The sequence below is a fragment of the Emticicia sp. genome (assembly GCF_043780375.1).
Lineage (GTDB): Bacteria > Bacteroidota > Bacteroidia > Cytophagales > Spirosomataceae > Emticicia.
On the sequence record NZ_JAYWCU010000061.1, the window covers coordinates 16,250 to 42,457 of the forward strand.

Annotated in this window: 24 protein-coding genes; 14 read left to right on the top strand and 10 right to left on the bottom strand. The window is 36.3% G+C overall.

What is annotated here, in order from left to right; all coding sequences use genetic code 11:
* Positions 1-59: 59 nt before the first annotated feature.
* Genes ACH2CJ_RS04300 through ACH2CJ_RS04315 form a run of 4 tightly spaced genes read right to left on the bottom strand, consistent with a single transcriptional unit; the run spans position 60 to position 3,318 of the window.
* Positions 60-1,457: a hypothetical protein gene (locus tag ACH2CJ_RS04300; RefSeq protein WP_394990991.1), complete on the bottom strand. Its 1,398-nt coding sequence runs from the start codon at positions 1,455-1,457 to the stop codon at positions 60-62.
* 4 nt (positions 1,458-1,461) lie between these two features.
* A complete protein-coding gene (locus tag ACH2CJ_RS04305) occupies positions 1,462-2,034 on the bottom strand; it encodes a pentapeptide repeat-containing protein (RefSeq protein ID WP_394990992.1) in 573 nt (190 codons plus the stop codon).
* Positions 2,034-3,113, bottom strand: a complete 1,080-nt coding sequence (locus tag ACH2CJ_RS04310) for a hypothetical protein (protein ID WP_394990993.1) — start codon at positions 3,111-3,113, stop codon at positions 2,034-2,036. Before ACH2CJ_RS04310 ends, ACH2CJ_RS04305 begins: the two co-directional genes overlap by 1 nt.
* Before the next feature lie 16 nt (positions 3,114-3,129).
* On the bottom strand, positions 3,130-3,318 hold the full coding sequence (locus ACH2CJ_RS04315; RefSeq protein WP_394990994.1) for a hypothetical protein: 189 nt from the start codon (positions 3,316-3,318) through the stop codon (positions 3,130-3,132).
* A gap of 181 nt (positions 3,319-3,499) precedes the next feature.
* Here ACH2CJ_RS04315 and ACH2CJ_RS04320 point away from each other — a divergent pair, with 181 nt between their 5' ends.
* Positions 3,500-3,994 carry a dihydrofolate reductase gene (locus ACH2CJ_RS04320; RefSeq protein WP_394990995.1) on the top strand — a complete coding sequence of 165 codons (495 nt, stop codon included), beginning with the start codon at positions 3,500-3,502 and terminating at the stop codon, positions 3,992-3,994.
* Between the two features lie 103 nt (positions 3,995-4,097).
* Here the strand turns inward: ACH2CJ_RS04320 and ACH2CJ_RS04325 are convergent, their stop codons facing one another.
* A complete protein-coding gene (locus tag ACH2CJ_RS04325) occupies positions 4,098-4,427 on the bottom strand; it encodes a DUF3467 domain-containing protein (protein WP_394991013.1) in 330 nt (109 codons plus the stop codon).
* Positions 4,428-4,631: 204 nt separating this feature from the next.
* Complete coding sequence (kdsA, locus tag ACH2CJ_RS04330) at positions 4,632-5,441, bottom strand: 3-deoxy-8-phosphooctulonate synthase (protein ID WP_394991014.1); 810 nt, start codon at positions 5,439-5,441, stop codon at positions 4,632-4,634.
* Between the two features lie 238 nt (positions 5,442-5,679).
* On the opposite strand from kdsA, the gene ACH2CJ_RS04335 reads away from it, so the two are divergent.
* From ACH2CJ_RS04335 to ACH2CJ_RS04350, 4 genes are all read left to right on the top strand, one after another.
* Positions 5,680-5,916: an acyl carrier protein gene (locus tag ACH2CJ_RS04335; protein ID WP_394990996.1), complete on the top strand. Its 237-nt coding sequence runs from the start codon at positions 5,680-5,682 to the stop codon at positions 5,914-5,916.
* A 149-nt stretch (positions 5,917-6,065) separates the two neighbouring features.
* Positions 6,066-7,313 carry a beta-ketoacyl-ACP synthase II gene (gene fabF, locus ACH2CJ_RS04340; protein WP_394990997.1) on the top strand — a complete coding sequence of 416 codons (1,248 nt, stop codon included), beginning with the start codon at positions 6,066-6,068 and terminating at the stop codon, positions 7,311-7,313.
* A gap of 9 nt (positions 7,314-7,322) precedes the next feature.
* Positions 7,323-8,069, top strand: a complete 747-nt coding sequence (gene rnc, locus ACH2CJ_RS04345) for a ribonuclease III (RefSeq protein WP_394990998.1) — start codon at positions 7,323-7,325, stop codon at positions 8,067-8,069.
* A 202-nt stretch (positions 8,070-8,271) separates the two neighbouring features.
* The gene (locus ACH2CJ_RS04350; RefSeq protein ID WP_394990999.1) at positions 8,272-9,279 is read left to right on the top strand and encodes a WD40/YVTN/BNR-like repeat-containing protein; all 1,008 of its coding nucleotides are present in this window, start codon (positions 8,272-8,274) and stop codon (positions 9,277-9,279) included.
* A 77-nt stretch (positions 9,280-9,356) separates the two neighbouring features.
* Here the strand turns inward: ACH2CJ_RS04350 and ACH2CJ_RS04355 are convergent, their stop codons facing one another.
* Both ACH2CJ_RS04355 and ACH2CJ_RS04360 read right to left on the bottom strand, forming a co-directional pair.
* Positions 9,357-10,262, bottom strand: coding sequence for a prohibitin family protein (locus ACH2CJ_RS04355; RefSeq protein ID WP_394991000.1), 906 nt, complete (start codon positions 10,260-10,262; stop codon positions 9,357-9,359).
* A 152-nt stretch (positions 10,263-10,414) separates the two neighbouring features.
* A complete protein-coding gene (locus ACH2CJ_RS04360) occupies positions 10,415-10,936 on the bottom strand; it encodes a KdsC family phosphatase (protein WP_394991001.1) in 522 nt (173 codons plus the stop codon).
* Positions 10,937-11,020: 84 nt separating this feature from the next.
* Between ACH2CJ_RS04360 and pbpC the strand changes: the two genes are divergently transcribed.
* Together pbpC and ACH2CJ_RS04370 are read left to right on the top strand one after the other, a co-directional pair.
* Entirely contained in the window at positions 11,021-13,357 is a 2,337-nt protein-coding gene (gene pbpC, locus ACH2CJ_RS04365; RefSeq protein ID WP_394991002.1) for a penicillin-binding protein 1C, read from the top strand.
* Between the two features lie 86 nt (positions 13,358-13,443).
* Positions 13,444-14,055, top strand: coding sequence for a Uma2 family endonuclease (locus ACH2CJ_RS04370; protein WP_394991003.1), 612 nt, complete (start codon positions 13,444-13,446; stop codon positions 14,053-14,055).
* A gap of 83 nt (positions 14,056-14,138) precedes the next feature.
* On the opposite strand, the gene rpsA is transcribed toward ACH2CJ_RS04370, so the two are convergent.
* Both rpsA and ACH2CJ_RS04380 read right to left on the bottom strand, forming a co-directional pair.
* Complete coding sequence (gene rpsA, locus ACH2CJ_RS04375) at positions 14,139-16,121, bottom strand: 30S ribosomal protein S1 (RefSeq protein WP_394991004.1); 1,983 nt, start codon at positions 16,119-16,121, stop codon at positions 14,139-14,141.
* Positions 16,122-16,290: 169 nt separating this feature from the next.
* Positions 16,291-16,701: an ABA4-like family protein gene (locus ACH2CJ_RS04380; protein ID WP_394991005.1), complete on the bottom strand. Its 411-nt coding sequence runs from the start codon at positions 16,699-16,701 to the stop codon at positions 16,291-16,293.
* Positions 16,702-16,847: 146 nt separating this feature from the next.
* Between ACH2CJ_RS04380 and ACH2CJ_RS04385 the strand changes: the two genes are divergently transcribed.
* The 7 genes from ACH2CJ_RS04385 to ACH2CJ_RS04415 form a co-directional block, all read left to right on the top strand.
* The gene (locus ACH2CJ_RS04385) at positions 16,848-17,306 is read left to right on the top strand and encodes a RidA family protein (protein ID WP_394991006.1); all 459 of its coding nucleotides are present in this window, start codon (positions 16,848-16,850) and stop codon (positions 17,304-17,306) included.
* Positions 17,307-17,449: 143 nt separating this feature from the next.
* Positions 17,450-19,816 carry a M1 family metallopeptidase gene (locus ACH2CJ_RS04390; protein WP_394991015.1) on the top strand — a complete coding sequence of 789 codons (2,367 nt, stop codon included), beginning with the start codon at positions 17,450-17,452 and terminating at the stop codon, positions 19,814-19,816.
* A 492-nt stretch (positions 19,817-20,308) separates the two neighbouring features.
* The gene (locus ACH2CJ_RS04395) at positions 20,309-21,232 is read left to right on the top strand and encodes a helix-turn-helix domain-containing protein (protein ID WP_394991007.1); all 924 of its coding nucleotides are present in this window, start codon (positions 20,309-20,311) and stop codon (positions 21,230-21,232) included.
* A 164-nt stretch (positions 21,233-21,396) separates the two neighbouring features.
* Complete coding sequence (locus ACH2CJ_RS04400) at positions 21,397-22,212, top strand: exonuclease domain-containing protein (protein WP_394991008.1); 816 nt, start codon at positions 21,397-21,399, stop codon at positions 22,210-22,212.
* A gap of 131 nt (positions 22,213-22,343) precedes the next feature.
* Positions 22,344-22,676, top strand: a complete 333-nt coding sequence (gene nuoK, locus ACH2CJ_RS04405; protein ID WP_394991009.1) for an NADH-quinone oxidoreductase subunit NuoK — start codon at positions 22,344-22,346, stop codon at positions 22,674-22,676.
* Between the two features lie 149 nt (positions 22,677-22,825).
* Positions 22,826-24,769 (top strand): NADH-quinone oxidoreductase subunit L, encoded by a 1,944-nt coding sequence (gene nuoL / locus ACH2CJ_RS04410; protein ID WP_394991010.1) that lies wholly within the window; start codon positions 22,826-22,828, stop codon positions 24,767-24,769.
* Positions 24,770-24,832: 63 nt separating this feature from the next.
* Positions 24,833-26,208, top strand: a 1,376-nt coding sequence (locus ACH2CJ_RS04415) for a NuoM family protein (protein WP_394991012.1), incomplete at its 3' end; no start/stop codon positions are given.

The following is a 26,208-nucleotide window of genomic DNA, read 5'->3' on the forward strand; positions in this document are numbered from 1 at the left end:
TTTATAAAAAAACTTTGAGGGAAAACTTAAATCGTTTATTATCGATTACTTATAAATTCTTAATTTTGATTAAATTGCTCAGTAATTACCTTGCGAAGTGCTTGGTGCGGACGCAGCCCATTGTTGCGATAAACCTTTGGGCCAGCATCAGTTTTTGTATCTTGTGCATTACGCATTTGTCTTACCGACGTACTTCTAAATTCTTCATATTCGTCATCGGTCATATCATCACGGTTAGCTTTTCCTTTTTCCAAACCATCATCAAAGGTATAGATGCGGCGGTCTTGGTCGGCAATACGTAGGCGATCAAGCAAATCTGCAAGTTCTGCCAAAACTTGTTTCTTTTCAGCCTTCAATTCTTCTAAATTTGGCAATAAAGCCAAATCGTTTTCTAAAATACTTTTCTGAACAATCTCCTGAGCAACTTCGCCCTCAGCCAATTTTAGTTCTTCGATTAGTTTCAAATTCTTCTTTTTAGTTCGCCTCATGGCTGGTCCAGCTTGTAGCCAATTGTGCCAATATGCTTGTAGAATCGGAAATGAAATACCCAAGCAAATCGCTCCTGCAATAGCAAATAAAACTCCACTCAAAACAAACGACATCAACGCCCACGGACTATTTACCAAATCAACATTTAGCTTGTCATAAGCCTTCAGTTGCTCGTCCATTTTCTGAATAATCGCTTGATTATCAGTTGCTTGTACGGCATTTGGGTCAATAGACTGGCTATTAATCTGCATTGATTTTATCTGCTTATTGATACTCTCTTTTAATCTATCAGTTTTGTAAGCTTCGTAGCGAAACCAACCCAAAATAAACATCGTGGCCACCGAGAAAACTAACAAAAAGCCTTGAAAAATAGCGTAGGTTTTTTTGGTTTTAGGCGAATAATCGGTCAAATAAGGTTGCTCAACTAAGCGGTCATAGGCAGGTTTCAATAAAACTGAAAGCATAGCCAAACCAACCGCAAATGCCCAAGCTTCGTAATTATCTCTGATATTAAGGGCATACGCGACAATTTCGTGCGAAATAATCAAATCGCCAGTAACAAAAGCAATACCAGCAAACAAATATAAAATACCAGCCAATAAAGAATAGGGAGAATCATTACGATTACGTTTCCCCTCTAATCGTTTGATATTTGCCAAATTATCGTCAATTTGTTGCTGCACAAAGTTTGCCTTGCGTGATTGCGTGCTTACACCCATCACATGCTCTTGCAGTTTGTCGAAAGACGTTTTTTGCCTCTCTTTAGTTTCAGCAATTTGATTGTCTAATTTAGTAACTTCCGTTTGTTTTTCGCCAATTCGCTCATGATACCACTCATAAGAGACATGGCTCGACAAATAGCCTTCGTAAGGGTCTTCTTCTTTGTCTTTATCTTTTCTGATGTTTTCAACGCCGATTAAATAACCATGTTGAAAGTCGGAATTATAATAATTTTCTGGATTTTCCATAGTTCTACTCTATTTCAATATTATATTTATCTAAAAGTCCTTTGATGCTCGTCAAAGAGAATTTTGCTTTTTTTATTCGATTGAGTTCTGGGTCGATTGAAAAATAATATGATGTCCTGAAATCGGTTTTTTCTAAAATTGTATGTTCAAATATCGCTCCTGCCAAATCACAATTCTCAAAAGTAGTACTTGTCAAATCAGTTTCCGTAAAATCAGCTTCTTGTAGTTTACAGTTTTTAAAATTTGTTGCCTTCATTTTAAGTTTGTAGAAAGTAGCTAAATTCAGAAAACAATCTTCAAAACTTACTGAAAACAAGAAATGGTTGCATTCACCAAAATTCAATCCCAAAAGTTTACAATTTTTAAACTTCAAAGTTTTCATTGATGTATTCCGAACTTTTACCAAGCTCAAATTACAATTATCAAACTGACATTCTACAAAAACAACGTTTGACAAATCAATTTCTGAGAAAACACAGTTTGTAAAATTACAACTCTCATATTCGCCTTTAACAAAACTATCAGGCGTAAACGTTATTCCGTGAAAATTTTGTTCTTCTATTATTGGTTTAAGCATTATTTCAAAATCTCTCTTATCTGTTTACCTGTCAATTTTTCACGGTAACCTCTTGCCAAATTAAACTCACTTTCAAACAATTTTACGAGCATTTCACGTCTTTCGTTGAGGCGTTTGAGTTCGGCTTCTGGCGATTTTAAGGTATCAACAATCTTCCATTTCTCAATTCTCTGCTCATCAATTTCAAGTTTGAGTTTTGCAATTTCATCTTCCCAAGTTTGGGTTTTATTTACCTTATCTTTTTCCAAACGCAGATTATCAAACCACAAACCCGAATCTATTTTTAACACCGTTAGGTTACTCAAAAGCAACTTTCCTGCAAAAAGAAATAAGAAAAACACAAAGAAAAACAAAGCAAACGAACGCATAAGTGACTGATTATCAACAACTTGCACAAATACAAAAACCGAAGCTGCCAAGGGCATTCCTACTTCTTCGAGCAATTGTCGCCATGAAATCGAAGAACCTTTTTCGTGAAAAAGAGATTTTGGGTTAAACAAATTGAACATCCCTGCCAAGAAAATTCCTAAAGCAATGACATAGTGATTTTGTGGAAAATTAGTCAGAATAGACTCATCAATTAGAAAATAATTGCCTATACACATCGCCAATGAAAGGACGATTCCGATGAAAGTTCGGGGAAGTTGATGTTCAGAGCGTTCACGATTTTCGAGTGTTCGAGATTTTTCGGTAAGGTCGTTGATGCGAGTTTCTTTTTGTTCGATAAAAAGATTCAATTCACCTATTTTCTCCGAATTATATTCAACCTCTTTTTCTAATTCGGCTGTTTGATGAGCGAAATAATTACGAATTGCCCCTATTTTCTCCTCAGCTTTCGATTCCGAAAGACCAAAAATAACACCTTCATCACGCAAGGTATCTTCATTTTCGAGCCAAAATGGAATATTGTCCATTTCGTGCGAAAAATGAACAACTTCGGTTGGCGAAACGACACTTAATTCATTGAAAGTCGGTGTGTTTGCATCTGTCAAAACCAATGCTTCATCATTTGACGATGATTGCAGAACGCTCGCTGGTTTTGAACTAAACATTTTTTTTACTTGGTCAAAAAAGGACATGGGTTATATGCTCGTTTTAAGCACTCGTACCTACGATTTGGGGGCTGAAACGTGAGCATTGCGGTTCTTTTTCATATTCCATAATCGCACTGATTATTTCACGAAAACATTTTTCACGCTCAAAATTCCCTCCAAAACCAGCATCTATCATTATAGCTGCTTTTTCGTAAGCAATTGTGTATTCTCGGTTATTACGAATCTTCATAGTGGTTGAGGTTGTTTAGTGTTTGCTTATCACTGTGCAACCACAATGCCATATTAACTCTAAATTGAGAAAAATATTTTGATTTTGAAAAAATAAAAGCGTAAAAGGGCTTTTTGGCTATTTGAAGGGCATAAAAAGCAATAAAAAGGTGTAAATTTGTGAATAAATAAATGCCGCTTTCATGATTTCAATAATAGTAGCAACTGCCGAAAATGGCGTGATAGGAAAAGACAATCAATTACTTTGGCGACTTTCGGCAGATTTGAAGCAATTCAGAATTTTAACTACGGGTCATTCCATTATTATGGGCAGAAAAACCTTTGCATCTATCGGAAAATCTTTGCCCAATAGAACTAATATTGTCATTTCTCGACAAACAAATTTTGATTTTCCTTCGGGAATATTACAGACAGATTCTTTAGAAAAAGCTATTGAAATTGCCAAAAATAGCGAAGGAAATGATGAAATCTTTATTATTGGTGGCGGAAATGTGTATAGACAAGCCTTAGATATTACTGACAAAATTTACTTAACCGAAGTAAAAGCAACCCTCGAAGGAGATGCTTTTTTTCCGAAATTGAATGAGAAAAATTGGAAAGAAACTTCAAGAATTTCGCACATTAAAGATGAGAAAAATGAATATAATTTTGATTTTGTGGAACTGGAAAGAATTTAACGATTTACGATGTCATAATCTATAAAAATAAAATTTACAAAGTTTAAAAAAATGCACTTCTCTTTTTAAAAAATATGAAATCGTAAATCGTAAATTTTCAAAATTATGCTTCGCCCATTGGCCCGCCAAAATTCATTGGAAATGGCATTGGTTCGCCTGTTTGACGAATCGCACCAAAATTATCTTCGTATTTAGAAATATTATCTTGTAACGCTATCAACAAACGTTGAGCATGTTCGGGCGTTAAAATCACACGAGATTTTACTTTTGCCTTTGATACCCCCGGCATTAATCGGATAAAATCTATGACAAATTCGGTGTTTGAATGTGCAATCATTGCCAGATTTGCGTAAACACCTTCTGCCATTTCTTCCGATAATTCGATATTTATTTGTTGTTCAGGTTCTTCCTGAACGTCTTTTCTTTTTGCCATTTGTACAAAAACTGTTAGTTGATTGGGAGTCATTGTTGGTAGTAAATTAACCAAAGGTAAATAGCTTTTTTGAAAAAACGAAATACCGACTTAATTTGTTATTAAATGGCAAGGAGTAGTGGGCAGTTTTCAGTCTTCAGTAGACAATTGGCAGTCAGTAATGAATATAATTTGAAAAAAATATTGATAACTGCCCACTGATAACTAAGAAATAGCTTGCCGAATTCTAAGCAATTTTTCTAAAAGCTCTTCCAATTTATCTAAAGCCAACATATTTGCTCCATCAGATTTGGCAACTGATGGATTTGGATGCGTTTCGATAAAAATTCCATCAGCACCAACAGCAATTGCTGCTTTGGCAATAGTTTCGATTAAAGCAGGTTTTCCACCTGTTACGCCCGATGATTGATTAGGTTGTTGTAACGAATGTGTACAATCCATGATAATTGGCACATCAAATGCCTTCATTTCGATTATATTTCTATAATCTACCACAATATCGGAGTAGCCAAACGAATTTCCTCTATCGGTCAGCATTACTTGAGCATCAGGGTTTATTGCTTTTACTTTCTCAACTGCAAAACCCATTCCCGAACCGTGCATAAATTGCCCTTTTTTTACATTCACAGCTTTCCCTGTTTGAGCGGCTGCTACCAAAAGTTCGGTTTGGCGACATAAAAAAGCTGGGATTTGCAAAACATCCACATATTTTGCTGCTAATGCTGCTTCCTCAGATTCGTGAATATCAGTAACAGTTGGTAAGTCGAAAGTATCGCCAACTTCTTTCAGAATATTCAGAGCCAGTTCATTGCCAATGCCCGTAAAAGAATCTAATTTAGTACGATTGGCTTTTCGATACGATGCTTTAAAAATATACGGAATCTGCAAGCGGTCGGTAATAGCTTTTACTTTTTCAGCAATTTCCAAGGCCATATCTCGTCCTTCAACTACGCAAGGTCCCGCAATGAGGACGAAATTGCCAGAATTTTGATTTTTTAAACGATTGATTTTCAGCACTTTATCAGTTTTTTAAGATTTTGTAATTATTATTTAAGTTTTAACAATTTATTTTTTTGCCAAATAACGGCACTTTTAAGCCCTTTTTAGCTAAAAATCAAAGCTAATGACCTATTAAGCAATAAACATTGCAAAGGTCGAAACAAATCTGACATCAAAAAAATTTCCTGTATTTTGTTGTTTTCGTTTAAAAGCGTTTTCTTTGCAGTCGTTTTTCACCAAACTACAGTTCAAAATGTCAGCAATTGCAACAAAAGTAACGAAAATTATCGTAGAGAAACTCGGCGTAGATGAGTCAGAAGTAACTCCAGAAGCATCATTCACAAATGATTTAGGAGCCGATTCATTAGATACCGTAGAATTGATAATGGAATTTGAAAAAGAATTTAATGTCTCTATCCCAGATGACCAAGCAGAAAATATCCAGACCGTAGGTCAGGCTATCACTTACTTAGAAGAAAATTCTAAATAAGTATTTTTTTGTCGAGTTCAGAGTACCAAGTTCAAAGAACAAAGTACAAAACCTTTAAGGTTTTTGTAAAAACTCGTTTTTGCACCACTCCGAACTCGACATTCAAAATATTTAATTAAGAAATTTACTTTTGACCAAAATTACACTTTATGGCATTCAAACGAGTAGTTGTAACAGGATTAGGGGCATTAACGCCTATCGGAAACACAGTAGAAGAATATTGGCATGGGCTGTCAAACGGCGTAAGCGGTGCAGCTAATATTACCAAATTCGATGCCAGCAAATTTCGTACGAAATTCGCCTGTGAAGTAAAAAACTTTGACGTTACACAGTTTATTCCTCGTCAGGATGCCCGTAAAATGGACTTATTCACCCAGTATGCCATGGTTGTTGCCGATGAGGCAATAAAAGATTCTGGACTTGATTTAGACAGTATCAATAAAAATAAAGCAGGAGTTATTTGGGGTTCAGGTATTGGTGGATTAAAAACTTTTGAAGAAGAAGTGATTAATTTTGCTAGTGGTGATGGAACACCAAAGTTTAACCCTTTCTTTATTCCTAAAATGATTGCCGATAGTGCTTCGGGGCAAATTTCTATTAAATATGGTTTCCGAGGACCAAACTACATTACTGTTTCGGCTTGTGCTTCTACCAACAATGCTATTATTGATGCCTTCAACTACATTCGTTTGGGCAGAATAACTCTTTGTGTTTCGGGAGGCTCAGAAGCGGCCATTACGCAAGCAGGAATCGGTGGTTTCAATGGTTTACGTGCCATGTCGGAACGCAACGATGACCCAGCAACGGCTTCTCGCCCTTATGATAGAGACAGAGATGGATTTATTTTGGGTGATGGTGGTGCAGCATTAATTTTAGAAGAATACGAACACGCAGTGGCTCGTGGAGCAAAAATTTATTGTGAGATTGTAGGTGGTGGTTTCTCGTCAGATGCTTATCATATCACAGCCCCACATCCCGAAGGTCTTGGTGCGTTTTTATCTATGGAAGATGCCCTCGATGATGCCAACATGAAACCCGAAGACATTGATTATATCAATACGCATGGTACTTCTACCCCTTTGGGCGACCCACAAGAAATTAAGGCAATCGAACGATTATTTGGGGAACATACTTACAAAATGAGTATCAGTTCAACCAAATCAATGACTGGCCATTTGCTCGGTGCAGCAGGTGCAGTTGAGTCTGTTGCCGCAATTATGGCTATTAAGCATCAACTCGTTCCGCCAACAATTAATCTTTTTAATATTGACGAAGGAATTGACCCTCGAATAGATTTGACACCAAATGTTGCGAAAGCTCGAAAAATAGATGTAGTTTTGAGTAATTGTTTTGGGTTTGGCGGTCATAATGCTACCTTGATTTTCAAGAAAATTTAATTTCGAATCGTGTTGTCGGTAGTTAATAATTCTTTTTGGGGGTTTTTCAAATCTGATTCTAAGGAACGCAGTTTTAGAAAATCAGTAGAGCAGATTATCGGTGAAAAACCGAGCAATCCATTGCTCTACCAGTTAGCTTTTAGGCACACTTCTGCGTCGAAAGAAACAAGTATTGGTGGTTTTCGAGAATCTAACGAAAGATTAGAGTATCTTGGCGATTCAGTACTTGGAATGATTGTCGCTGAATATTTATTCAAAAAATACCCATTCAAAGACGAAGGTTTTCTTACTGAAATTCGTTCCCGAATCGTTAATAGAGAATCATTAAATATTCTTGCTCGCAAAATTGGCTTAGAGCGACTCATTGAATTTGACGGTCAAAGGATAGCACATAACCGTACATCTATGTATGGCGATGCTATGGAGGCTCTTATTGGAGCAATTTATTTAGATAAAGGTTTTCGTTTCACACGAAAATTCATTCTCAAAAAACTTATTGCTAACTACTTCGACCTTGACACGGTCATTCAAACAAATACTAACTACAAAAGCATCCTGCTTAGCTGGTCTCAACAAGAAGGCAAAAAAGTTGTCTTTGAAATTGTGCAAGAAAACGGCAAACATCACCACAAAGAATTTGTTGCCCAAGTATCGGTCAATGGCGAAGCTGTAAGCAAAGGTGGCGGTTGGAACAAGAAAAAAGCCGAGCAAGAAGCTGCTCGACGTGCGTGTGAGGCTTTAGAAATTAAGTCATAAAACTCCAAAAAACAACCTCTTAAACAACTATCCAATTATAGTTAGTTACGCACCTCGCTATTTTAAATTCTCCATTCCCACTTCCATTTAGTAAAATGATTCAAAAAAGTTTGTATAATGGTGCCAAGTTTCTATTTTTGTAAAATGATATAGTTCAACTCAACCGCAACTGCGGGCCGTCACTTTTAGAAGCAACCCTTTGTTGAAACTTTTACCTAAAATAGCATTCGGAATTTTAGTATTACTAACTTGTGGTGTTTCTTACTCCCAAAAAGTAGCTATCCAAGTTTTACAACAAGGCACATCCTATTCGGATTCGTCCTATTATGACATTATACCTGTTGGAGACAAATTTTGGATTGGTGGTAAATATGGCACACTGAAACTAATTGATTCGGTTGGAAATCTTTCTAATATTCCTTACCCAAGTGAAAATGTTGATATTTATAAATTAGACCATTTTGATAAAGATAATCTCATTATTAGTGCTGATAAGGGGGTTATTTACAAACACAATTTGGTTAGCAAAACTTGGGAAACCATCAAATTGAAAGGGTACGAAAAAGCCTGTTTTTATAATTTGACCGTTGTAAATGATTCAACGGCATTTATCTGTGGTGGAAAATCTTCTATTGCCCATTCCGAGAAAACTGTTCCTTTTGGCTTTATTTTGAAAACTGTAGACAAAGGAGTCACTTGGAAACGAGTTTATCACAATGCCCTAAAAATGGTCTGGTGTGTAAAATATAATCCTTTCAACAAAAAGGTTTACGCACTTATGTACACGCCCAACAAAACGCATCTTTATAGTTTTGGCAGCGAAAAATGGAAACATGAACAAAAAATTGGCAATAGCATTTTTCATGAAATACAGTTTGAAAACGAAAAAGATTTTGTAGCGATGGGTGGATGGATGGGAAAAAATGGGCGTATTCACCACAATAATCAAAAATTAGAAATACCAAAGTCTGGCTTGATTTGGGGAAGAGTTTCAAACGATAAATATGATATTTATTCTGCCTGTGACGGAAAAATTGTTTTAGGCGACAAATCAGGGAACTATAAAGTATTTGGCGAAAAGTTGAATATGGCTTTCAATATCTACGAAACCGTTTTTACCTCGCCTACCACCGCCATTGCCATTGGAAGTGCCAGAACTATTCTGCTCATAAAAATCATTGAAGAAAGTCATTTTGCTCAAAATGATTAGTATTAGTTTCAAATGTTTTGAACACAAAACGAGACTATTCTTTTGGAACAGTCTCGTTGCTTAATAGAATCGATACTTTACTTGTCGTTCAAAATCATTGGCGTATTGCCTTTCCCTCCCATAATTATTACCTTAGTATTAGGCGAAATAGCAATCTCTTTTTGAGCTTTAATCATTTCATACTGCAACTGTTTATCAGTCAAAGTAGTAGTAATAATTCTTTGATAGTCCGAAATACCTTGTGCTTCTACACGCTTACGTTCGGCTTCTTGCTTTTCTTTTTGTAATACAAACTGCATCTTTTGAGCTTCTTGCTCGGCATTAATTTTCGACTCAATGGTTTTCTTAACTGATTCGGGCAAATTGATGTTTCTGACCAATAATTGCTCTAAAACTAAGCCTCTTGCCTTGAAATCAGTTTCAATTGTTTTAAAGATTCTTCCTTGAAACTCATCTCTTTTAGTAGAATACAATGCCACTGCTTCATAATAAGCGGCAATATCACGGATACGGGTACGGGCAATTGGACGCACGATTACATCTTCATATTCTTTACCAATTTTTCTCAAAATTGTTGGTGCTTGGTCGGGTTGAACTCGGTAAAGAACTGTTAAGTCGATAACAACCTCCAAGCCGTCAGACGAAAGCACACGAATAGCATCGTCACCTGTTTGTTTACCTTCATCGTGGACGCTCGACATTGTGTAGTTTTGAGTACGGGTGTCAAATTCGGCAACTTCTACCAATGGGTTGATAATGTTGAGTCCACTTGTAAGTATTCCTTCTTGTACATTGCCAAAAAGCGACGGTACTCCCACTCTGCCAGCATCAATTTGTTTAACTGAAGACGAGGCTAATCCTAAAATAATCAAAATAATACCCACCACTTTGAGCGGGCGAGAAAAACGAGAAAATTGTAATGATGGGGTGTTGATAGCAAATCCTACTATCACGATAATAACACCGATTGTTAAAAAAAACATGTTTTTGTATTGGTTTAGATATTGTTTAGCTTTTCAATGAGATAGTTTTAGCTCAAAAGCTGAGTAAACATACAGTAAGGTGAGATTTATTATTCAATATTTACATAAAAGGTAATTTTTGAATCATCAAACGTATAGTATAAGAATTTGTCTTAAAAAATCTTCATCCATTTTCCTTGTTCTTTCATTACCAATTCGATGACTTCACGCACGGCACAATCGCCTCCAACTCGGGTCGAATTATAGTCTGCCACTTCAATTATTTCCTCAACCGCATCGGAAGGGCAAGCCGACAAAACCGCCCGATATTTCATAATTTCCCAGTCGGGCAAATCATCTCCCATAAACAATATTTCGTCTGCCAAAATATTGTTTTCTTCTATATATTTATCAAAAACCGATAGTTTTTTGTCCGTATTTACACCTAAAAAAATATCTTTTATGCCAAAAGGTGAAAGTCTTTCACGAATACTTTCGTCTTTTCCTCCCGAAATAATGGCAATTCTGTAACCAGACCTTACTGCTTTCCCTAAAGCATAGCCGTCTTTTACATTAAAAACTCTTGCTAATTCTCCTCCTCTCAAGGCAATTACGGTTGCATCGGTCAATACACCATCTACATCAAAAATAAAGGTTGTAATTTTTCGGAGTTGAGATTTGAGTTTGATATTCATGAAATTGGGTTTAGTGTTTAAAATAATTTGCATAAAATTCGCATAAATTCGTTTAATTCGTGCCATTAGTGTACTATTATTTTTATGCTTGAAAGAATAACCCCAAAACTTAAATTATTTCTAAAAACTCGCTGGGCAAAAGTATTTTTAGCTTTTCTAAGTATTTTAGTATTACTCAATCTCATTTTTCCACCAAAAATTAAGCTCAACTATTCGACGCTCATTACAGACACCAACGGAGTTATGCTACACGCTTTTTTGAGTCCAGACGAAAAATGGCGAATGTTTGTTGAACTTCGAGAAATTACTCCTACGCTCCGAAAGGCAATTCTTGCTAAGGAAGACAAATATTTTCCATATCATTTTGGTGTAAATCCTGTAGCGATTTGTCGAGCAATTATTAATAATTTGACGAAAAGTCGCCGAACTTCGGGAGCAAGTACAATTACGATGCAAGTAGTCAGAATGTTAAACCCAAATGAAAGAACCTATTTCAATAAAATTGCTGAAATTTTTCGGGCAATTCAATTAGAAATTTTCTATTCAAAAGACGAAATTCTGCAAATGTACCTCAATCTTGTTCCTTATGGTTCAAACATTGAAGGCATCAAATCGGCTGCATATCTATACTTTCAAAAATCACCCGATAGACTAAGTTTGGCAGAAGTAACTACACTTGCCATTATTCCAAATCGCCCAACAAGTTTGAAATTAGGCACAAAGAACCCGTTGATTGTTGAAGAAAGAAACAAATGGCTGAAACGCTTTAAACAATCACAATTGTTTGATAATCAGGCTATTAATGATGCTTTACGAGAACCTCTAACTGTTTTTCGTCATGAAGCACCCAAAGATGCACCCCATCTTTCGCTTCGACTAAAAAAGCAATTTCCTGACAAAGCCATTATCCAGTCAAGTATCAAGCAAGCCACACAAGCTAAGGTCGAACAGATGGTTTCAAATTATGTCAATCGCACACGAGCGATGAATATTCATAATGCAGCGGTTTTGGTCATCAATAACGAAACCATGCAAATAGAAGCTTACATTGGCTCGGCTGGTTTCAATGATAATTTCGATGGTGGACAAGTGGACGGTGTACAGGCAATTCGTTCGCCTGGAAGTGCTTTAAAGCCCCTTTTGTACGCAACAGCATTCGACAAAGGGATTATTACACCAAAAAATATTATTAATGATGTGCCGACAAATTTTAATGGCTTTGAACCAGAAAATTTTGACAGAAAATTTAACGGAAAAGTTTCGATTGAGTTTGCTTTGGCCAATTCATTGAATATTCCAGCTGTAAAAATTGTGCGAGATTTAGGAAAAAACAATTTGATTGAACAATTAGAAAAGGCTGATTTTCAGACTATTAGGAAACAAGAGAAAGATTTGGGACTTTCAATCGTATTGGGAGGCTGTGGTGTAACCCTCGAAGAAATGACACAACTATATGCAGCTTTTGCTAATAATGGAATGTGGAGTAAATGTAGCATGACGAATGATAAATTTTTCTCAAGAAAAGAGTCTTTACAACTTATTTCGCCATCTGCTACTTACCTAATCACCGAAATTTTGGCTCAAATCAAGCGACCAGATTTACCTAATAATTTTGATTATACTTATCGTTTGCCAAAAATCGCTTGGAAAACTGGCACTTCTTTTGGAAAGCGTGATGCGTGGAGTATTGGCTATAATAAAAAATATACAATTGGAGTTTGGGTAGGTAATTTTTCGGGTGAAGGAGTTTCCGAACTAAGTGGAGCAGAAATTGCAACACCTTTGCTTTTTCAGATTTTCAATACTATTGATTATAATACTTCGGGCGAATGGTTTCGGCAGCCCAAAGAGGTAGTTTCTCGCCAAGTTTGTGCCGAATCGGGCGATTTACCAAGTGAATATTGCAGCAATAAAATTTTAGATTATTCTATCAAAGGAATTTCACATACCCATAAGTGTATTCACATCAAGAAATTTTTCGTAAACAACTCCGAGTCAATGAGTTACTGCACACAATGCTTGCCAATTGATGCTAATTATAAAGAAAAATTACATACAAATTATGCCCCAGAATTGATTAGTTTTTATGAGTTGAAACATATTCTTTATGAGAAAATTCCGCCTCATAACCCCACTTGCACGAGGGTTTTCAAGACTGTTAATAATGCTCCTATTATTACCAATCCGAATAATGGAAGTGAATATTTTATCAATAAAAACGATGTTCAACAAATGCAATTGGCTTGTCAAACTGCCAACGATGTAAAAGAAGTTTACTGGTATATAAATGACCAACTTTTGCAAAAAACATCATCAAATAAGCCATTTTTCTTTATACCAAGTATCGGGAAACTAAAAATATCTTGCACCGACGACAAAGGACGAAGTAGTAATATTTGGGTGATGGTAAAGGGGGAATAGCCTGAATTTTACAAAATTGTGGATTTTCACAAAACTTTGAAAAACAAAATTAATTACCTACTTTTCGGTTAATAAATAGAATTGATATGCTCACCTCAGAAAAATCAAAGCAAAAAAATAGAGTTAAACCAATACCCGAAAGCCTTATTTATGAAATAATGGACGGAAGACCTCTCTATTATAAAGGCTACAAAGATGTTTTGACAAATAAAAAAACAAGTGAAGAAATTATGGGAGCAAGTGGCTTACAATCGTTTATCATTCAATATTTATTAGAGGTGCTTTATCTCAAAATAGGAAGAAAAAAATACCATTTCTTAACAAACGAAATAGGCACACATCTTGATAAAGGAAATAACCTTTCGGGCGATATTTATATTTATGAAAAAAATGTACTTTCTCCTGAAAAAATCAATACTCGTTATGTTGAAGTAGCTCCAAAAATTGCTATTGAAATTGATATTCGCATAGATTTATCTGATGAAAAAGATTTTGGTTATGTTTTTACCAAAACCCATAAACTACTCGACTTTGGCGTAGAAAAAGTATTCTGGATTTTTACTAAACATCAAAAAGTAATGGTAGCTACCAAAGACCAAGATTGGCTAACCAAAAACTGGAACCAAGAAATAGAATTGCTTGACTGTGAATATTTTAATATAGGAAAATTTTTGACAGATGAGGGAGTTGTGCAGTGAAAATTTATTACAATATAGGTTTACAATCAAAAAAGGCTTCCCTTGCGAGAAGCCTTTTTTAATATATACCAACGAGAAACTTATTAAGCTTCTGCAGGAGCATCTTCTACTGCAACTTCAGAAACTTCAGCAGTTTCTGAAGCTACTTCTACTGGAGCAGCAGCAACTTCTGCAACTACCTCAACTGGAGCAGCAGCAACTTCTGCAACTACTTCAACTGGAGCAGCAACTTCTGCGTCCACAGCGGCTGCATCCACAGCGGCATCTTTTTTCTTAGAAAGTTTCTTCTTTTCGCCTTCTACCATTGCATCTTTCAAAGCTAAAAGTGCTGATAAATCTCCAAGAGTGGCTTTGTCATCATTGTTTGATGACGTAGAAGATGTTGATGCTTCTTTTCCGCCTTTTTTCTTAGCTTCTTTCTTCTCTTCTTCTTTAGGAGCTTCCCAAGTTTTAGAGTGTGAAAGCATGATTTTCTTTTCTTCTTTGTGGAATTCTAACACTTGGAATGTCAAACGCTCCCCTGCTTCGGCAACAGTGCCATCAGCTTTAGCCAAATGCTTCAACAAAGCATAACCTTCGATTCCGTAAGGAAGTTCAAGTGTTGCTTGTTTATCATTTTTAGAGATAATTGTACATTCTTGGTCAGAACCTACAGTGAAGATATGTTCAAACGTATCCCAAGGATTTTCTTCTAAGTGTTTGTGGCTCAATGCTAAACGACGATTTTCGCCATCTAATTCTAATACCATTACTTCAAGAGCATCTCCAACTTTCACGAAGTCAGATGGATGTTTGATTTTCTTCGTCCAAGACAAATCTGAAACGTGAACTAAACCATCAATACCTTCTTCTAATTCTAAGAAAATACCGAAGTTAGTCATATTACGCACAGTACCAGTGTGTTTTGTATTCACACCATACTTATTGATAAGGTCTTGTTTAGTCCAAGGATCTTCAGTCAATTGCTTGATACCCAATGACATTTTACGATCATCACGGTCAAGAGTTAATACAACTGCATCAATTTCATCACCGATTTTCAAGAAATCTGATGGGTTACGCAAGTGTTGCGACCATGACATTTCTGAAACGTGAATTAAACCTTCAACACCTGGTTTCAATTCTAAGAAAGCACCGTAATCAGCGATGTTTACAATTTTACCTTTTACTTTCGAACCGATTGATAATTCGGCAGCCAAAGAATCCCAAGGATGGTTTTCTAATTGCTTCATACCTAACGAAATACGTTTTTTCTCATCATCAAAGTCTAAAACTACAACTTTGATACGTTGATCAAGTTTCAACAATTCGTTTGGATGGTTGATACGGCCCCACGAAATATCAGTGATGTGCAAAAGTCCATCTACGCCACCAAGGTCAATAAATACTCCGAAGTTTGTAATGTTTTTAACAACACCTTCCAATACTTGTCCTTTTTCAAGGTTAGTAAGGATAACCTGACGTTGTGTTTCGAGGTCTTTCTCAATAAGAATTTTGTGCGAAACTACTACGTTATCGTTGGTATGGTTGATTTTCACAACCTTAACTTCCATTTTCTTACCAACAAAAATATCAAAGTCACGAATTGGTTTCACGTCAATTTGTGAACCTGGCAAGAATGCCTCAATTCCATAAATATCTACAATCAAACCACCTTTTGTACGGCGTTTTACTAAAGCGTCAATAATGGCGTCTTCAGTAAATGATTTTTCGATGTTGCTCCAAGCGGTCAATACTCTTGCTTTTTTGCGAGAGATAACCAATTGTCCCATAGCATCTTCTTGTTTTTCGATGAAAACTTCCACTTGGTCTCCTACAGCGAGATTTGGAAGATCACGGAACTCAGAAATCGAAACTAAACCGTCCGATTTAAAACCAATGTTTAGTAATACTTCACGGTCAGTGATTCCAACAACCGTTGCCATTACTACGTCTTTTTCAGCAACTTTGGCGAGGGTTTCGCTGTAAAGTGCTTCTAATGTTGCTTTTTCGTCGGCTGAATAGCCTCCGCCAATACCTTTTTTTGTGACCTTTTCCCAGTCAAAATCTGCAAGTGATGCTGCCATAATAGATTGATAAACAGTCCTTTGTACATCAACTTATCGGACAATGTAAGTTGAAATTGGGTGAAATTATTAAATTCCTTTGCAAAAAGGAGTGCAAAGGTACGTTTTTTTTGTTAGAAAACAAGGGTTTTGAGGGGAAAGAAAAGGAGCATTTTGTTTTACTATGTTATTACGCAAACCTCCTAACTCCCAAATAAAGTAGCAAGCCAATTGGTCCAAGCATAAAACAGAACATTAAACAGATTCCAATGGCAACTCGGTTATTACCTCTTGCGAGCGAATCTTTGAAAATCCAACTTCCTGTCACTAAATCAAAGCACAAATAGTGAATCCAGCCTGCTAAAACCCCTTGTTCGATAGTAAATAGTTTCATTACACCAGCAAGTGTACTAAATGCCAAAAAATCTAAGTCGCCCAAACCTGTAAAAATATAATAGGCATAAACAATTGCCAATAATAAAGGTATGAGATAAGAATTGGCTAACTTTTGTGTCCACCGCCAATTGGGTGCAAAAATCATCAATAGCCACTGTGGCAGCACCAGGGTATTTACAATAGAAAAAACAGTTTCTAAATTCATAGGTTTTAGGGTTTAGGGTTTTGATATTTGAAGCAAGTTACAAAGAAAATAGATGAGTGACGCAGGATTCAAGATGTGAGATCTAAAAACTTTTATCTTACTTTTGCAATGTCAATACTTTCAAATCCCTTATCACCTATCTCAACATGAAAAATTTTCTTTTTACCTCAATTGCTATTTTTATTAGCTATTTTTGTTTTGCTCAACACAAAGAAATCGTCAAAACCGACAAAGCTCCAGTTCCCATAGCTCCTTATAGTCAAGGTGTCAAATCTAACGGTTTGCTTTTTGTTGCAGGTCAAATTGGTTTAGACCCAGCTAATCGAAAATTGGTCGATGGTGGTTTCGAAGCAGAAACGATCCAAATCATGGCAAACATTAAAGCAGTGGTAGAAGCTGCTGGCTCAACCATGGAAGACATTGTAAATACGACCATTTATATCAAAGACATAAACAATTTTGCCAAGGTAAATGAAATTTATGGCAAATATTTTAAAAGCGATTTTCCAGCCCGCACTACTGTTGGCGTAGCAAATCTGCCAGGTGGGGCAAATATCGAAATTGCCGTTGTGGCAGCTTTGACTTTCAAGCCTCGTCGAAAATAATTGCCGATTTATCTCAAAATTTCACAAAAACACCTTGTTTCAAAGTAACTTCCTACATTTTTTATATCTTTGTTGTTTACTAACTCTTCATCATTTCAATGAAAAAACTACGATTTTTAAAAACTCTGTGTGGTATATTTTTAATGCTTTTTACCACATTAATAACCATTGCTCAACAGCCAGCTACAACTCCGTATAATGCCAACACTCGTTTTGAGCAAATGGGAACAGAATTGCCTACGCCAAATACCTATCGCACGGCTTCGGGTGCTCCAGGAAAAGATTATTGGCAACAAAAAGCTGATTATGACATTAAAGTAGAATTGGATGATGTAAACCAGAAAATTATTGGCACAGAGATAATTACTTATACCAATAAATCGCCCGACGAATTGCGTTATTTGTGGCTTCAACTCGACCAAAATTTGTTTGAGAAAAACTCTATCAACGCCCTTACGCAAACGGGGGGAATGAGCGACCAAATGAGTTTTGGAGCAATTCAAGGCATTGGAGGCACTCGTTCGGTCAATACATCAATTGATGGTGCTAAAAGTTATGGCTATAAAATATTAGTTGTGAAAGATGCAAAAACAGGCATGGATTTGAAATACACCATCAACAATACCATGATGCGAGTTGAAATCCCAACAGCTTTGAAACCTGGCCTTTCTTACGCATTCCGGATTGATTGGAATTATTTGATTACAGATTATTATGGTCGTTCGGGCATGGAGTTTTTTGCCAAAGATGGTAACTATAACTATTTTATTGCACACTGGTTTCCTCGCATGGCAGTTTATGATGATGTAAACGGCTGGCAACACAAGCAGTTTTTGGGTCAAGGCGAGTTTACTTTGCCTTTTGGTGATTATAAAGTAGAAATTACCGCTCCAAATGACCACGTTGTAGGTGCAACGGGCGAATGTCAAAACTATGACAAAGTGCTTACCGCAGCACAAGCGAAGCGTTTGCAACAAGCAGCAACTTCAAAAACGCCAATTGTAATTGTTACGCAAGATGAAGCAATTGCTGCCGAGAAAGCGAAGCCAAACGGCAAGAAAACTTGGGTTTTCAAAGCAACAAATGTACGTGATTTTGCGTTTACTTCTTCTCGCAAATTTATTTGGGATGCCATGCAGACCGATATTTATAATAATGGACGTAAGATTTGGTCAATGTCATATTATTCTAAAGAAGGAAATCCTCTTTGGGGGCAATATTCTACCCGTACAGTTGAGCATACTTTGAGAAGCTACGGAAATCGTACCATACAATATCCTTATCCAGTAGCGATTTCTTGCCATGCAACAGCGGGTGGTGGTATGGAATACCCAATGATTTCGTTTAATGGTGGTCGCCCAGAAGCTGACGGAACTTATTCCGAGCAGACAAAGGCAGGCATGATTGGCGTAATTATCCATGAAGTTGGGCATAATTTCTTCCCCATGATTGTTAATACTGACGAACGCCAATGGTCGTGGATGGATGAAGGGTTGAATACTTTTTGTCAATATTTGGCAGAACAAGAGTGGGACAGAGATTTTCCTTCTCGCAGAGGCGAGGCTCAAAACATTGTGCCTTACATGAAAACCGACAAATCGCAACAAGTGCCAATCATGTCGAGTTCAGATAATATTATGGCATTTGGGCCAAACGCTTATGCAAAACCTGCCACAGGTTTAAATATTTTGCGTGAAACGGTGATGGGTCGTGAATTATTCGATTATGCTTTCAAAGAATATGCTCGTCGTTGGGCCTTTAAATCACCAAGTCCTTCCGACTTTTTCCGCACAATGGAAGACGCTTCAGGCGTGGATTTGGATTGGTTCTGGAAAGGTTGGTTCTATGGTGTTGAGCCTGCCGATCAAGATTTAGCCGAAGTACAATGGTATGCCGCCGATAGCCAAGACGCAACAGCAAAAAAAACATCCGAAAAAGCAGATTTCGATGCAAAACATGAAACTTTAAGCAATATTCGTAATAAAACTGATATCAAGCAGACAGTTGTTGAGGCAGATTCTACGATGAGAGATTTTTATAATTCTTATAATAGATTTGCCGTTACAGATGCCGATAAGCAAAAATCGGAGCAATATAAGGCAAGTTTGAGCGAAGATGAGCGTAAGCTATTAGAGTCAGGAATGAATTATTATGTACTAACTGTAAAAAACAAAGGTGGCTTACCAATGCCTGTAATCTTCAAAATGGATTTTGAAGATGGCACAAGCGAAATCGTTAGAATTCCAGCAGAAATTTGGCGTTTGAATGACAAAGAAGTAAAAAAGACCATTCCGACAAAGAAAAAAGTTGCCAAATTTACGCTCGACCCATTCTACGAAATTGCTGATATTGACACCGAAAACAATTCGTTTCCTCGTGAACCTCAGCAACCAACAAAGTTTCAGGCATTTAAGCAACAACAACGCAGATTCCCGCAAGGGTCAAATCCTATGCAAGAAGCACAGAAAAACAAACCTGCTGGCACACAGACAAGTGGGGGGAAAAATTGATGGTTTTTGTTGAATGTAAAGAACTATTTATAAACTTTAGAGAATTATAACGAAAAAGAAATTTTATCAAACTGACAATTTCAAATATGCCGCATGCATTGTTATTGGTATAATACTTTACAGAATACTTAGTAATTTTTTATAAGAGGCTGTAATAATGGCATAATTCAAAATCTTAAGAAAGATAGTTTAACAAAATTTTTTGAACAAAACACATAAAACGTTGTACTAAAAAAGGCTCTATTTGAGCCTTTTTTTATGCGAAATAGTGGAATTTTACTACTACACACAATAAAGGTATCATTAAGTAAGTTTAAATAAAATTAGATTATTTTTAGAAAATTGGTCTAATTTTTGCCAAACTGTATGACGAAAGGAACATTATCTAATTTTTGTTTGTTAAAAAAAAATAGTGAAAATATTAGATTTGTCCAAATTAGTTAATACATTGCAGTTAATATTCTAAGCAACAACGAAAAAATTTCTTTCACCATGGAAGACTATAATAAAATTATTGAATCACTTGGCGTAAAGTTTGCCAAAGCACGCCATATCAGAATCCTGCAAACAATCAAAATCAAGAATGTATATGATGTTGAAAACACCATTCTTGTTTTGTATAATGGCGAAGTGAAATTAGCAGGCAACGAAGAAAAAGTAATGCCAGGCGATTTACTCTTTATCCCCGGTGGAAAAGCCGCTACACTCACTTACGGCGAAGGTGAGCCAAAAAATGTATCGTACGAGGAATTTATGACTCGTCGAGAAAGTTATTTCGACTCAATGACCGACCCAAATACAATCGGACAAATACCAAACTCTTTTGGTTTGATAGCATTTGAGGCAAAAGTTTTTGATTCGGTAAACTTCTTCACTTCCTTAGATATTCCACCGTTTTTCATCAAAGCCCACACTAAGTTGGCTTCGTTGATTCATGATATTTTGAAAGAAGATTTCTCGGACGATGCAGGTCGTGGACGAGTAATTAGAAACAAAACCGAAGAGATTGTCATTGAGATTGTTCGTCATATCTTGAAAAACAGAATGTTTGTTGAGCAATTAGCTACCAATAGCACCTATTTTAAAGACCCCCGATTGATTGATATTTTTACTTATATCAAAAATAGTTTACCTGGCGATTTGTCAAACAAACAATTGGCAAACGTTGCCAATGTTTCGGAAGACTACGTAGGACAGTATTTCAAAATGCTGACGGGTATCAATCCACAAGATTATATCGAATATCAACGCATGGAGTCGGCAGTTACCTTGTTGCGTACTTCTAAGAAAAGTATTCGTGCCATTGGGCATGAAGTTGGCTATAAAGATACTGCTTATTTCTGCCGTCGTTTCAAGATGATGTTCGGAATTCCAGCAGGAAAAATGAGAAGACGTGAGTCATTGATGATTGGATAATAAGTTTAATCTTATATATAAAGTCAGCATAACATTGTTGTTATGCTGACTTTTTTTGTCTATTGTTTCTAAGGCAAATTATTCCTTCTTCCAAATCATTGACAATACCGCTGAAATTCTGATATAATTTATAACTTTGCATCACCGAAATAAAAACCATCCAAATGCTCACTCATTCACTCAAACTCCGTAAACCATTAGCTGTCATTGACCTCGAAACTACTGGAGTTAATGTTGCCAAAGATAAAATCGTTGAATTATGTATTGCCAAAGCAAAAGTTGATGGTACTGTTGAAGTCAAAACAAAACTCATCAATCCTGGCATTCCGATTCCGTTGGAAACGAGCTTGATTCACGGAATTTATGACGATGATGTGAAAGATGCTCCAACTTTCAAGCAAATAGGGAAGGCTTTGGCACAATTTATTGAAGGTTGCGACTTGGCTGGTTTCAATAGCAATCGTTTCGACGTACCAATGTTAGTAGAAGAGTTTTTGAGAGCTGATATAGAATTTGACACAAAAACTCGAAAATTGATTGATGCTCAACGAATTTTTCACTTGATGGAACCTCGTACACTTTCAGCAGCTTATAAATTCTTCTGTCATAAAACCCTCGAAAATGCACACAGTGCAGAAGTAGATACCTTAGCAACTTTGGAAGTGCTCTGCTCTCAAGTAGAAAAATATGAAGGTATAAAACTCAAAAATGATAAAGGAGAAGAGTATGAACCAGTAAAAAACGACATGGATGTATTGCATCAGCTAACCTCAGCCAATATTGTTGACTTTGCTCAAAGAATGATGATGAATGATAAAGGCGAAATTCTATTTAATTTTGGCAAACACAACAAAAAACCAGTCAGATTGGTCTTAAAACAAGAGCCACAATATTATGATTGGATGATAAATGGCGATTTTCCGCTGGATACAAAAAGGAAATTAACCGAGATAAAATTGAAAATGATGCTCGATAAATAATTTTATGCCTCAACATCTAACAATTTTCTTTAAAAAGCACTTTATAAAAGTGAATATTTCCTATTTTTGCAGAAATATTAAAAAAAATCTTCTATTTTAAGTAATAAACGACTTGATAACTGTTAATTGAAATGCAAAGTCAAATACCCGACATTATTCAGAAAGTTCCATTGATAAACTATGTTTTGTTATCAAGTATTTTGTTTATCATTGGCATAGTAGGTGTGCTGATTCGTCGTAACGCCATCATTATATTCATGTCTGTTGAGTTAATGCTTAATGCCGTAAATTTATTATTGGTTACATTCTCTGCCTATCGCTCCGATCCTGCTGGACAAGTTTTTGTCTTTTTCATCATGGCAGTTGCCGCCGCCGAAGTAGCAGTTGGATTGGCAATTATCGTAATGATTTACCGAAATATCCTCTCTATTGATGTAGGTCTTTTAGATAAATTGAAATGGTAGATTTTATCACAGCAAATCTCTTTGCAGCTCCAAATTTATGCGAAGATAAAAAAGGCTTCAAAAAGTAAATACTCGGTCATTACTCTTGCTAATATCAAGCAAAAGATTGAAAAGACATTATTAAAAAGCAAAATTAAGTACATTAAAATATGTCAATAATTTCACTAATACCTTTATTTCCACTCATCGGATTTTTAATCAATGGGCTTGGTTTTCGTAAAATACCAAAAAATATCGCAGGTGCAATAGGCGTTGGAGCTTCTTTACTTTCGTTTGTATTTGCCTTTTTGGCATACCAACAATTTTCGGAAACAAGCCAACCTATTATCGTTCACATTTTTGATTGGATAACTGTCGGAAAACTGAATATTAACCTCTCTTTTCAAATTGACCAACTGTCAATTTTGATGCTTTTCGTAGTAACGGGCGTAGGAACTCTCATTCATGTGTACTCAATGGGTTACATGCACGACGACGACGGTTACGGCAAATTCTTCGCATTTCTCAATCTTTTCTTATTTTCGATGTTGCTGCTCGTAATGGGTTCAAACTATGTCGTGATGTTTATTGGTTGGGAAGGTGTCGGACTTTGTTCATACTTATTGATAGGTTTTTGGAACAAAAACTTCGAATATGGTAATGCCGCTCGCAAAGCATTTATCATGAACCGTGTGGGTGATTTAGGCTTTTTGATTGGTATATTCTTAATTATCAATCATTTTGGAACAGTCGAGTACCTCGAAGTATTTGAAAAAGCTAAAGGTTTTTCGGTAGGTGATGCTACAATTGTTGCCATTACAGCACTTTTGTTTATTGGTGCAATGGGAAAATCAGCTCAAATTCCACTTTATACTTGGTTGCCCGATGCAATGGCTGGGCCAACACCCGTTTCGGCTTTGATTCACGCCGCTACGATGGTAACGTCTGGACTTTACATGATTGTTCGTTCAAATATTCTTTATACGCTTGCTCCTCAAACCCTCGAATTTGTTGGTTGGATTGGACTCGCAACTGCCCTATTTGCTGCTACAATCGGTATTTTTCAAAATGACATTAAGAAAATTTTAGCATACTCAACCGTTAGTCAATTGGGTTATATGTTTATGGCAATGGGCGTAATGGCTTATACATCAGGGTTTTTCCATGTTGTTACACACGCATTTTTCAAAGCATTATTATTCTTAGGAGCAGGTAGTGTGATTCACGCAATGGGTGGCGAGCAAGATATTCGTCGAATGGGAGGACTTTGGGGTAAAATAAAAATCACAGCGATTACTTTCTTGATAGGCACAATTGCCATTTCTGGAATTCCACCATTTGCAGGTTTTTTCTCGAAAGATGAAATCTTGGCTCATGTTTACGAACATAACAAATTGATGTGGGCTTTGGCTGTACTTACTTCAATGATGACAGCTTTTTATATGTTTCGTTTGTTTTTCTTAACTTTTACAGGAAAATTCAGGGGAACATCCGAGCAAGAACATCATTTACACGAATCACCTTCGAGCATGACCATTCCTTTAATGGTTTTGGCAGCACTTTCAGTCGTTGGAGGTTTTATTGGAATGCCCGAAATTTTTCATTTTCCTCACGCGTTAGCAGATTTCTTGAATCCAATTTATGTAGGTTCAAAAGCCGTGAATCCTGAATTTGGTGCAGCAGCAATCGACCATTCAACCGAATGGATGTTGATGGGAATTTCTGTAGCAGCAGCAGCTATTTCAATATTTTATGCCTATACAAGATTTAGCAATAGCAAAAACGTACCAGTAGAAGATTCAGAAATTACTGGTTTGCAAAAAACAATTTACAATAAATATTACGTGGATGAGGCTTACTGGGCAACTTTTGTCAGTCCAATTAAGCGTTTATCAAACATATTTACTAATGTTTTTGAACCAAAAGGATTTGACAGCGTAGTAAATGGCATTGGTGGATTTGTCAATAATTTTAGTAATAAAGCAAAAAAATTACAAGCAGGCGGAACAGGTTTCTATTTATTTGCAATGGTAATCGGTATCGCTGTTATATTAGGCATCAATCTTGGTTATCAAGTTTTAGAGACAATCAAAGCGTTTGTTGGCATTAAATAAAATAGATTTTGTATCATAAGTTACAATCAATTCGATTAGGTAACTACATAAAAATAATTCCGAATGTTAGCACTAACACTCATACTTGTACCCCTTATTGGTAGTATTTTACTATTATTGTTGAAAGGAAGTAACGTCAGTACATCTAAAAATGTAGCTATTGTTTCATCATTGGTAACATTTGCAGTTGCGGTTTATGCTTTTGCCACCTTCAATCCCCTTGTTCCAATTGAAGCAAAATATACTTGGATGAAAGATTTAAACATCAATTTTCATATCGGTATTGATGGAATTAGCTTACTAATGATTACTTTGACTGCATTTTTAGTGCCGCTAATCATTCTTTCGACTTATAAATATTCTTACAAAAATCATGCAACATTCTATGCCCTTATTCTTCTAACAGAAACGGCATTGATGGGCGTATTTATGGCAAAAGATTTATTCTTATTTTACTTCTTTTTTGAAGCTGCTTTGATTCCTGTTTACTTTTTAGCGGCAATTTGGGGAGGAAAAGATGCTCCACGCATTACTTTCAAGATGTTTATCTATACAATGTTTGGAAGTTTGTTTATGTTGGTAGCCATCGTTTATTTGTATATTCAAGGAGCAACAGCAAATATTCAAGAACTTTATACAACTGCAAAACTCATTTCACCAGTAAATCAAAACTTATTATTTTGGGCATTTTTCGTAGCATTTGCTATAAAAATGCCAGTTTTGCCATTTCATTCTTGGCAACCCGATACTTACACCGAATCGCCAACACCAGCTACAATGTTGCTCTCTGGTTTGCTTTCAAAAATGGGGGTTTATGGACTAATTCGTATTTTACTTCCCCTTGCTCCGGCGGGTGTAGCCAATTGGGGTTTATTCGGAATGATACTTTCAGTTATTGGTTTGATTTATGGGTCGGTCATTGCAATTCAACAAAACAATATCAAACGCTTAATTGCTTATTCGTCATTTGCTCACATGGGTTTGATGGCAGCCGGGGTTCTTTCAGGAACTTTGAATGGTATTCAAGGAGCAATGCTACAAATGGTTGCTCATGGAATCAATGCTGTTGGCTTGTTCTTCATTATCAAAATTATTTATGACCGCACCAATACAAGAGATTTAAGTGCTTTAGGCGGCATTACTCAAAAAACACCTGCCCTCAGCATTTACTTTATGATTATCATGCTTGGAAGTGTTGCTTTGCCTTTAACCAATGGTTTTGTTGGAGAGTTTTTATTGCTGAAAAGTATATACGATAAAAATGTTTGGCTCGGAGCAATTGCTGGTTTGACTATTATTTTAGGAGCAGTTTATATGCTCCGCTTGATGCAACGCTCAATGTTTGGAGAAAGCAACAAAGTTACGGCAAAGTTTAAAGATGTAAACGGAACAGAAGTAGCCGTACTTTTGCCTTTAGCAATATTGGTTATTTTGATGGG